This is a genomic window from Pedobacter sp. NEAU-ZC8 (genome assembly GCF_059278965.1).
Window position 1 is genome coordinate 135,067 of sequence record NZ_JCAJXC010000014.1, and the last position, 8,701, is coordinate 143,767.

At 45.8% G+C, this 8,701-nt stretch carries 6 protein-coding genes; 1 reads left to right on the plus strand and 5 read right to left on the minus strand.

The features are described 5' to 3' along the window. Window positions 1-3: 3 nt before the first annotated feature. The 4 genes from AC5WJX_RS12635 to AC5WJX_RS12650 all read right to left on the minus strand — a co-directional run bounded on the left by AC5WJX_RS12635 (window position 4) and on the right by AC5WJX_RS12650 (window position 7,408). Window positions 4-1,140: a SusE domain-containing protein gene (locus AC5WJX_RS12635; RefSeq protein WP_494484794.1), complete on the minus strand. Its 1,137-nt coding sequence runs from the start codon at window positions 1,138-1,140 to the stop codon at window positions 4-6. 26 nt (window positions 1,141-1,166) lie between these two features. Next, entirely contained in the window at window positions 1,167-2,792 is a 1,626-nt protein-coding gene (locus tag AC5WJX_RS12640; RefSeq protein ID WP_494484795.1) for a RagB/SusD family nutrient uptake outer membrane protein, read from the minus strand. Between the two features lie 9 nt (window positions 2,793-2,801). Continuing rightward, window positions 2,802-6,086 carry a TonB-dependent receptor gene (locus tag AC5WJX_RS12645; protein WP_494484796.1) on the minus strand — a complete coding sequence of 1,095 codons (3,285 nt, stop codon included), beginning with the start codon at window positions 6,084-6,086 and terminating at the stop codon, window positions 2,802-2,804. Window positions 6,087-6,262: 176 nt separating this feature from the next. After that, window positions 6,263-7,408 carry a FecR family protein gene (locus AC5WJX_RS12650; protein ID WP_494484797.1) on the minus strand — a complete coding sequence of 382 codons (1,146 nt, stop codon included), beginning with the start codon at window positions 7,406-7,408 and terminating at the stop codon, window positions 6,263-6,265. Window positions 7,409-7,532: 124 nt separating this feature from the next. Here AC5WJX_RS12650 and AC5WJX_RS12655 point away from each other — a divergent pair, with 124 nt between their 5' ends. Beyond that, the gene (locus AC5WJX_RS12655) at window positions 7,533-8,090 is read left to right on the plus strand and encodes an RNA polymerase sigma factor (protein ID WP_494484798.1); all 558 of its coding nucleotides are present in this window, start codon (window positions 7,533-7,535) and stop codon (window positions 8,088-8,090) included. 98 nt (window positions 8,091-8,188) lie between these two features. On the opposite strand, the gene AC5WJX_RS12660 is transcribed toward AC5WJX_RS12655, so the two are convergent. Further along, on the minus strand, window positions 8,189-8,701 hold a 513-nt coding region (locus AC5WJX_RS12660; RefSeq protein ID WP_494483672.1), incomplete at its 5' end, for a group II intron maturase-specific domain-containing protein.

The following is an 8,701-nucleotide window of genomic DNA, read 5'->3' on the forward strand; positions in this document are numbered from 1 at the left end:
TGCCTATTTTACCGTTACCTTATGCGTGTAAACGCCCTCTGCCTGGAAGAACACTTCCATGTCAACGTTCTTGTTGTCTGCATCTTTGTAAAACTTAAACGAGTAGTCATATTGTGAATTGTTAACCGGTACAACGTTGAAATACGCCGAAGGTGTAGAAGCAGTTGGCGCCTGATTATCCAGGTTGGTGCTTCCAAACCATTCTGTATCCTGAGCACCATCTTCCTTCTTAACTTTCATCTGCAGCTTGTACCGCTCGTCCCTACCCCAGGACTCACTCTTAAATACTACCGGCTGATCTACCGCTTTGAAAACGCCATTAGCCACATAAGGCAGACTGAAGATCACCTTATTGTCGCCCGATAAGAATACATTGAAGGACTCAATTTCGGTAAAGTTTGCCGATGCGGTATTAAAGTCTACCCGGATACGCATTACCTTAGGACCTCCGGTCATCTCTATACTTCCATCTGCAATTAAGGTGGAGTTGGTTACAGAGAAGGTATTCGGCGAGCCAGTATTTGCATCACTGAAGTGGTAACTACCATCTTTCAACGCCGTATAGATCTCAAAAACGCCTGTGGCGGTCTTCTTGAAGCGAACAGCTTTGGACAGGTCATCACCACCCTCAGATGCTGCACCGGTCAGGAATAAATCTGAAGGTATTTCAGCAAAGCCGGCCGGGCGCTCCAGCTCCAGCGTACGGTTTTCAGCCGCCGCTTTCACGTTAATCCCTTTCGAGGAACGTACGGTCCATTTGATTTTGCCTTTTGCTAAGGCTTCTATCCCTGCGCTTGCAGCAATTTTGTTCATTTCAGCATGGGTCAAGGTCAATCTGTTATAGAGACCGTTCCCCTCCGAAGGGTAAGAATATAATGGTTTTGAAAAGTCGCCATCAACTTTGTCGAATACCACTTCATACTGAACAACTCCGCCGTCCTCGGCACGTGCCTGCTCCCATTCGAAGTCGGTCGAACCGGCTTTGGGGTCTAGCTTCAGGGAGGCCTCATTTGCAGGTGCAAACAAGGTATTCACGGCCGAAACCTGCGTATGTTTTAGGGTATCGTCTTTTTTACACCCGGTTACAACAGCCAGCACCATCAGGCCGGCTTGAAATATTTTAGAGAACTTATTTTTCATGATCTTAATATTGATAGGTTTATGTGTTACCAGCCTGGATTTTGTTGAAGGTTTGGATTCAGGTTTCTTTCATCTCTTGGAATTGGCCATAGGTAGTGTTTTCCAGGATCAAAAACACGCAGATTAGCGCGGATATAGCCGTTATCGATTGAAGCCGGGCCGAATTTGGCACCGTGTGCCCAACCGTTTAGCACCACTTCAGCAGTTTTCCATCTTCTGATATCGAATACCCGCAGACCCTCCATGGCGAGCTCTGTTCTTCTTTCATTGCGGATTGCCGTTCTTAAGCCATCCTGCCCAAGCGAAGCATTATAGTTTAGCGCCACAGGATCCACAAATCCGGCCCTGTTACGCAGTGCACGCAGCGTTTGGTTCCAAACAGACTCATCCATGGTACCAAGCTCATTTCTGGCTTCCGCATACATCAGCAAAACATCTGCATAGCGGATCAGAATAAGGTTTAGTCCGGAGACGAAGTTGGTTAAAGAGGTTGGATCGTAGTACTTACGCAGATAATAGCCTGTCGGAGAGCTTACCCCACCTGCAGCATACTCATCCATCTTTGTATCATCCGGATCTGTTCCTGGTTTAATGTAAATGGTTTTGCTGGTTCCATCTGGCCTGGTCCAGTTGTAGTTGTGGTAAACAATGGTCGCCGTCATTCTTGGATCACGGTTCACATAAGGATCTTCCGCGTCATAGCCTGAGCCTGCCTCGTTGATTGTCCTTCCATTAGTCATCAGATAACTATCTACAAGTTCCTGTGTAGGCGCAAGCGCATTCAAACGGGCGCCAACAGAAATTGGCACAAAATCAAACAGGTGATTGTAGGTCCTGTTCACCGGATCGAACTGGAAGTCGAGCAATACTTCTGAATTGTTCTCATTTTGTGGTAAAAACAAACCTGCATAGGAATTGAACAAGCTGTAGCTGCCATTATTGCCACTCATTATGGCTTCACAGGTTGTCGCAACATCCTGCCAGCGGCCTTCATACAGGTATACCCTGGCTTTTAGTCCTAAGGCTGCACCTTTGGTGATCCTGCCGCGATCTGCCTGTGCATACGCGGTGTTCAGCGGCAGCGCTTCGATGGCAGCATCAAGTTCGCTTAAGATAAAGGCAAGCACCTCTGCTCTTGGACTACGACCGATGGAAAGCGATTCCTCAAGGGTGATATCCTTATCAAACAAAGGCACATCGCCAAACCAGGTCATCAATTGAAAATATTGAAATGCACGAAGGAACCTTGCTTCGCCTTTCATACGGGCTTTTAAAGCAGGATCCATATTTTCGATCCGGTCTACATTATCTAAAAAGAGGTTGCAGGTCTTGATTCCGCTGTAATGATCATTCCACTCACTTTTTATTCTGCCCAGTGAAGCGTCGTATGTTCCGGAAGCAATAGAGGCTACACCCTCATTATCACCCCTGCCATTATAGGCATTGTCGGACAAGGCTTCATTCAGGAAAAACCTGCTGCTGTTGAACATTTGAGAATATGCCGTATTGAGAATGCTGTTGGCTTTCTCGGTGGAGGTCCAGTAGTTCACATCCGTGAAACGGTCGGTTGGCACCAGATCCAGCTTTTTGCAGGAAGTAACTGTTGTTAGAAACAGCAGCACTACCCAACTTATGTGTTTTATTGATTTCATGTTAATAGATTAAAAGGTTACATCCAGACCCATTCCTATGTATATCGGTGTTGGATACGCACGCGCACTATTTGCACCTGAGTTACTGAGGTTGTTGTTAAACTCCGTATTCTCCGGATCTAAGAATTTCAGTTTAGAAAAGGTCAGTAAGTTCTGCCCTGAAGCATAAATCCTGAGCTTCTGCATACCGATCTTTTTAGCGGTTTCGCTTGAAAGTGAGTATCCGATCTGCAGGTTCTTCAGTCGGGCATAAGACGCATCGTAGAGGTATGCATCAGAGCCCCTTCTGTAGTTGTTTGCGTTAGACTGGCTTCCATTTGCGGCAAGACGTGGGTAACGTGCATCGGGATTTGTTGGTGTCCAGTAATCCAGCTGGTGCTGATACATTACCTGGCCATAATTAAAGTGATATGGCTCTACCATCTCTCCGCGGATGAATGCATCACGTCTGCCTACCCCTTGGATAAAGATGTTTGCATCGAAGTTCTTGAAGCTTACCGCGTAAGTCACACCGAACGTCAGTCGCGGGAAAGCATTACCCAGCACAAAGCGGTCACGATCATTGATCACCCCATCTTTATTTACATCCACATAACGGATATCACCTGGTAAAACAGAGATACCCTCCGGCTTTGGACCACTATTTACCTCATCTATATTCTGGAAATAGCCATCGGTTTTTAAGCCTACATAGGAATTAAACGGCAAGCCTTCACGTATGATGAACTGCATTTCATCGGAAGATGAGATCCGCTCACGGCCGCCATAATCCAGAACCTTATTCTTAGAATCGCCGACATTCAGGCCGATCTGATGATTGAACTTATCGCCGGAAATCCGATAGTTAATGCTAGCTTCCCAGCCCCGGTTCTGCATTTTTGCAGAGTTAAAGTCTGGCAGTGAGGTACCGAAAATTCCTGGCACCACCGGCGCAACAAGGATATCGCGGGTAACTTTATCAAAGTAATCGACCGATACGGTAAGGCTATTTTTGAAGAAGGTTGCATCTACACCAATATTGAAGGTGGATGCCCGCTCCCAACGGATGTCTGGATTGGCAAAGTTAAAACCTGTACCGCTTACGACACTATTGTTGAAGGCATAAGCATTTTGGAAGCTGAAATAAGTGGTTTGAAACTGGTAATTACCCACATTCTGATTACCCAAAATACCGTAAGAACCGCGGATCTTCAGATCTCCGAAACGCTGACGGTAGTTCTCCATAAAGTCTTCCTGACTGATGCGATAACCAGCAGAGATGGCCGGGAAAAAGCCCCAGCGGTTTTGCTTACTGAATTTTGAAGAGCCATCTACACGGAAGTCGACCTGTCCGTAGTACTTATCATCAAAGGAGTAACCGGCCCTACCAAAAAGAGAGTTCAGGCTACTTTCATTTGTCCGTTGATTGGTGTTCGAGGAGTTTGGATCAATTACCGTTTCCGTGATTGGTGTACCAAGCTCCGGATCTGTAAACCTCCGGTACAGTCTGTTCTCTTCATTATTGGTGGATTCGTTTGAAACACCAAGCAAAGCATTTACTGCATGTTTCTGTGCGAAGGTCTTGTTAAATTCTGCCAGGAACTGTGTATTCAGGAATAGATTTTTGGTATTCTCATCATTGGTGTTGCGGTCTGCACCGGAAGTACCCTGAGGATAATAGTCCACACGCAAGGTTCTTGCGAAAAGGTGATTTGCGGTTAAGGTACCACCAACAACTGCACGTAATTTCAGGAAATCGGTAACGGCAAATTCCGCATTCAGACTTCCAAAAAGGTTGTCGTTGTCATATTTCCGGTATCCGCCCTTCTCGAGCTGGCCTAGGGGATTGAACTCCGCCAAAACCTCATTGGTAAGGTAACGACCTTGCTCGTCCTTCATCTTAAAGATGGTAGGTACACGCCCTGCATCCACGATTAGGGTTGAGGTACTGGAGGAATGATCGTTGATCTGCGTTTTGGCATACGATAAGATGCTGGTCAACTTAAATTTACCGTACTCGTTATTCATGTTAATGCGGTAGTTGTAGCGCTTCAATCCGAAGTTCTGCCCAACAAGGTTATTTTCCTGATCGGCGTAACCCACAGAAACCAGGTAGCTGGAGTTGGCATTTCCGCCGGATAGGCTAACATTATGGTTTTGCTGCAAGGCGTTTTTAAGGATGCCGTTTAAAAACCATTGCTCATCGCCACGGGATTGAAAATCCCTGATTTGCTCCGGACTGTAGATTGGCGTTAATCCGGCATTTACATTTGCTTCATTGCGTAAGATCGCATTTTCATAACCCTGCACCGGCTTGTACAAGATGTGGGGCACCTGAACACCAGTAAGTGCATTCAAGGTAACCCTTGTGCCGGAGTTCTTAGTCCCCTGTTTGGTTGTAACCAGGATTACGCCGTTCGAGGAACGGGATCCATAAATGGCTGCGCTACCGGCATCTTTAAGAACGGATACGGATTGGATATCTGATGGGTTCAACAGGTTGATGTCTCCGCCAACAATACCATCGATGACCACCAAGGGGCTGTTGTCGCCCATGGTACCGACACCTCTGACATTCAGATTGATGGCACCGCCGGGTTCTGCATTCCGCTGTTGTACAATTAAGTTTGGAGATACACCTTGCAGCGCTTGTGTGGCGTTCATTGCAGGTTTACCTTCTAAAGCAGCTGCACTGATCTGGTCAACCGCGCCGGTAACACTGGTTCTGCGCTGGGTACCATAACCTACAATCACCACATCACTCAAGGCTTGAGCATTTTCTGCCAGGGTAACATTGATCTGTTGTTGGTTATTCACGGTTCTTTCCAGGGTCTCATAACCGATGTAGGAAAATACCAGAATACTTGTAGTTGCCGGCACCGTGACCCTGTAGCGGCCATCCTGATCCGTAATGGTGCCGATATTGGCTCCTTTTACCCGGATGCTTACCCCGGGCAAAGCTTGGTTGGTGCGATCGGTTACCCTTCCGGTTACCGTAAGATTCTGCTGCTTACTAAGCTTCATGGGGGTCAGGGTAACCGTTTTCTGATTGATCTGATACGTAAAAGGTTGTCCTGCTACGCAAAGTTTCAGTGCCTCTTCAATGGAAGCATCTTTTAGGTTTAAAGTTACGGGCTTGGCTTGGGTCAGCAGCTCTGAACTATACAAGAAATCAAATCCGCTTTGCTGTCTGATATTCAGCAGCACATCTTCTAAAGGCGCATCTTTATATTTCAGGCTTATCTTCTGTGCGTAGGTCTTTGCTGTTACTTGTAATACCGCCAGGAGCAGCAGGATACAGGTAAGCTTCATCATACGGCAAATTCTAAGCTTTACACAGGATTGGCTCCTGTTTGACGCAGTAAAATTTATATACATTTGGTTAGTGATTTAAGATTTTATCTATCATTGTGCGACCCCTGATCATTTCCATGTTGATTCAACATACGGTCCGGGCGGGGACAAATACCGGCCTGATTGATCTGGTAAACCTAGGCCATAACAATAATCCTCCTTCCTTCAATCTTAAAGCGGACAAGACCTGTAAGCTCCAGTCCTTTGAGTAATTCATTGATGTCTTTATTTCTGGAGTAGATACCTCCGAAAGTCTTGCCGGGCATGCTGCCTTCAAATTCAACTTCTACATCATACCACCTGCTGATCTGCGCCATGATATCTTTGATGCTATCGTCCTGGAACATGAAATAGCCGTTTTTCCAGGCCACAATTTTATTCACGTTTACCGGGGCTACTTTGATGTTTTCATTTTCCGGGTCTACTACACCCTGCTGCCCTGGCTTAAGCAATGCTAGTCTGGCTGACTGGCTCAGCTGTACTGACCCTTCTACAAGCGTGGTCTTATATCGTCGTTTGTCATAGGCATTGATGTTAAATTGGGTACCTAATACGGTAACCCTCATGTCATTTACCCTGGCAATGAATGGCTTCGCTGCATTTTTGGCGACTTCAAAATAGGCCTCTCCCTCCAGTTTTACTTCACGGGTCTTGCCGCTGAACGTTGTTGGATACGTTAGCCTGGACAAGGCATTTAGCCAAACAGCTGTGCCATCTGGCAGAACCACCTTATACTGACCACCTGCTGGAACGTTGATGGTGTTGAAACTTTCGGTGTCGCCATTATTTCCTGATGCCTGGTAAATGATGGAACCATCTCCTGATTTCTGTACCCGTGCACCTTCGGTGCTGGCAATTGTACCGTTTCCAGCTTGGGCTAAGTCTACAACAACACCATCTGAAAGGGTTAGGGTCGCTGTATTACGGCCCGGCGTGATGGGCAATTTAGCTTTTGCGACCTGTTTCTGGACATTTAAACCTGCCGGCTGGGGCTTTTGGTTATCATAAAACAATAAGCCTGCAGCCAGGATTAAAAGCACTGCTGCGGCATACTTCATCCAGTTGAGATGTATGCTTAGCGGTTTATCGGAATGCTGAATGGTTTGATTGATTTGCTGGAAGAGTTGGTCCTTGCGTGTTGAGGTTCCGACTTCATCTGCTGCCTCATCGGCATCCAACATTTTGAAGTCATCCATATAGGCATATAACTGTTCCTCTTCTTCTGCACTGCAAAGGCCTGCAATGTATTTTTCATACAGCTTTAGGTATTCTTCCTGGTTCATACAATTTGGTTGTATGATAAAGAGGTAAATCAAAGCGCTGCACACACATCAATTTGAAAATTTTGTATAAATCTGGATAGGTCAGTTCTACGTGATGAAAAAATGGTAGTTTTAAATACCAAATATGAACAACGTTAGCCTTTCGGATCTTGAACTCTGGAATAAAGTGGTTTCAGATGATTCTGCTGCGTTCGCCTGCTTATACGACAGGCACTGGGCTGCGCTGTTTAAAACTGCCAATTATTATACGCAGGATGAGCATACGGCTGAAGAAATTGTGCATGATGTTTTTGTAACGCTTTGGCAAAGGCGCAAGTTCTTAAACATCAAAAACTTTCGGAATTACATCTTCATTACCACCCGGTATCATGTCCTGAAGAAGATCAAGCAAGGTAAAATGTCACCAATTACCTATGTAGAGCATTACAATGAATCTGGCGACCATCAGGTTAGCAATAAAGAAACGGAACGAATCAGTCAGTCTGACTTTGAAATTGAACTTAAATCGATGCTGCAGGGGCTTCCAAAAAGATGTAGTGAAATCTTTTACCTAAGCCGGGTTAACCAGCTTAGCAATCAGGAAATCGCAAAGACCTTTGGCATATCAAAGCCCAGCGTCGAAAATCAAATTACACTTGCCTTGAAGTACCTAAGAAATAAAATGATGAACAGATCAGGTTAGCAGCAATCCAGACCGTATAATCGAGTAGGAAGGTAATCATTATTTGATTACCTGTCCCCTCACACCACCGTACGTGCCGTTCGGCATACGGCGGTTCATTAAACATAAACAGCTTTAGGGGTTACTATTTCTTTTAGACATAGTAGCCCCTGTTTCTTTAGAAATGCATTGTTAAGAGTCCGGGTCAGTATCGGGCTGTGTACGGTTCGCCAATGGCCTTTTCGGGTATTTCCCCATTGATAAGCCTGATCAGGGTGAACCCCAAGTTTCTCGAGTTGCTTAACGCGGGTCTTTACCTGCTTCCATTGTATCCAATAACATAGCCTGACTCGACTGCGGACCCACTCATCAAGTTCTCTGAATACAGTATGAGCTTCGCTCAGCTTGAAGTAGTTCCCCCAACCCTGGTTCAGCTGCCTGATTTGCATCATCCGATCCTCGATCGGGTAAGGTTTTCTGCGGCAGGTAATCTCCCTGATTTTATCCTTGTAAGTGCTAATGCTTTTACGGTGTACCGTAATGCCTTTGCTACCTTTCTTGTGATAAAAGGTAAAGCCCAGTAGTCTGGTTTGCCATGGACGGGTAACCACGCTCTTTTCCACGTTTACTTT

Bases quoted from the DNA above. Each gene is read 5' to 3' on its own strand.
- AC5WJX_RS12635 (WP_494484794.1), bottom strand. From the start codon at position 1,140: ATGAAAAATAAGTTCTCTAAAATATTTCAAGCCGGCCTGATGGTGCTG.
- AC5WJX_RS12640 (WP_494484795.1), bottom strand. From the start codon at position 2,792: ATGAAATCAATAAAACACATAAGTTGGGTAGTGCTGCTGTTTCTAACA.
- AC5WJX_RS12645 (WP_494484796.1), bottom strand. From the start codon at position 6,086: ATGATGAAGCTTACCTGTATCCTGCTGCTCCTGGCGGTATTACAAGTA.
- AC5WJX_RS12650 (WP_494484797.1), bottom strand. From the start codon at position 7,408: ATGAACCAGGAAGAATACCTAAAGCTGTATGAAAAATACATTGCAGGC.
- AC5WJX_RS12655 (WP_494484798.1), top strand. From the start codon at position 7,533: ATGAACAACGTTAGCCTTTCGGATCTTGAACTCTGGAATAAAGTGGTT.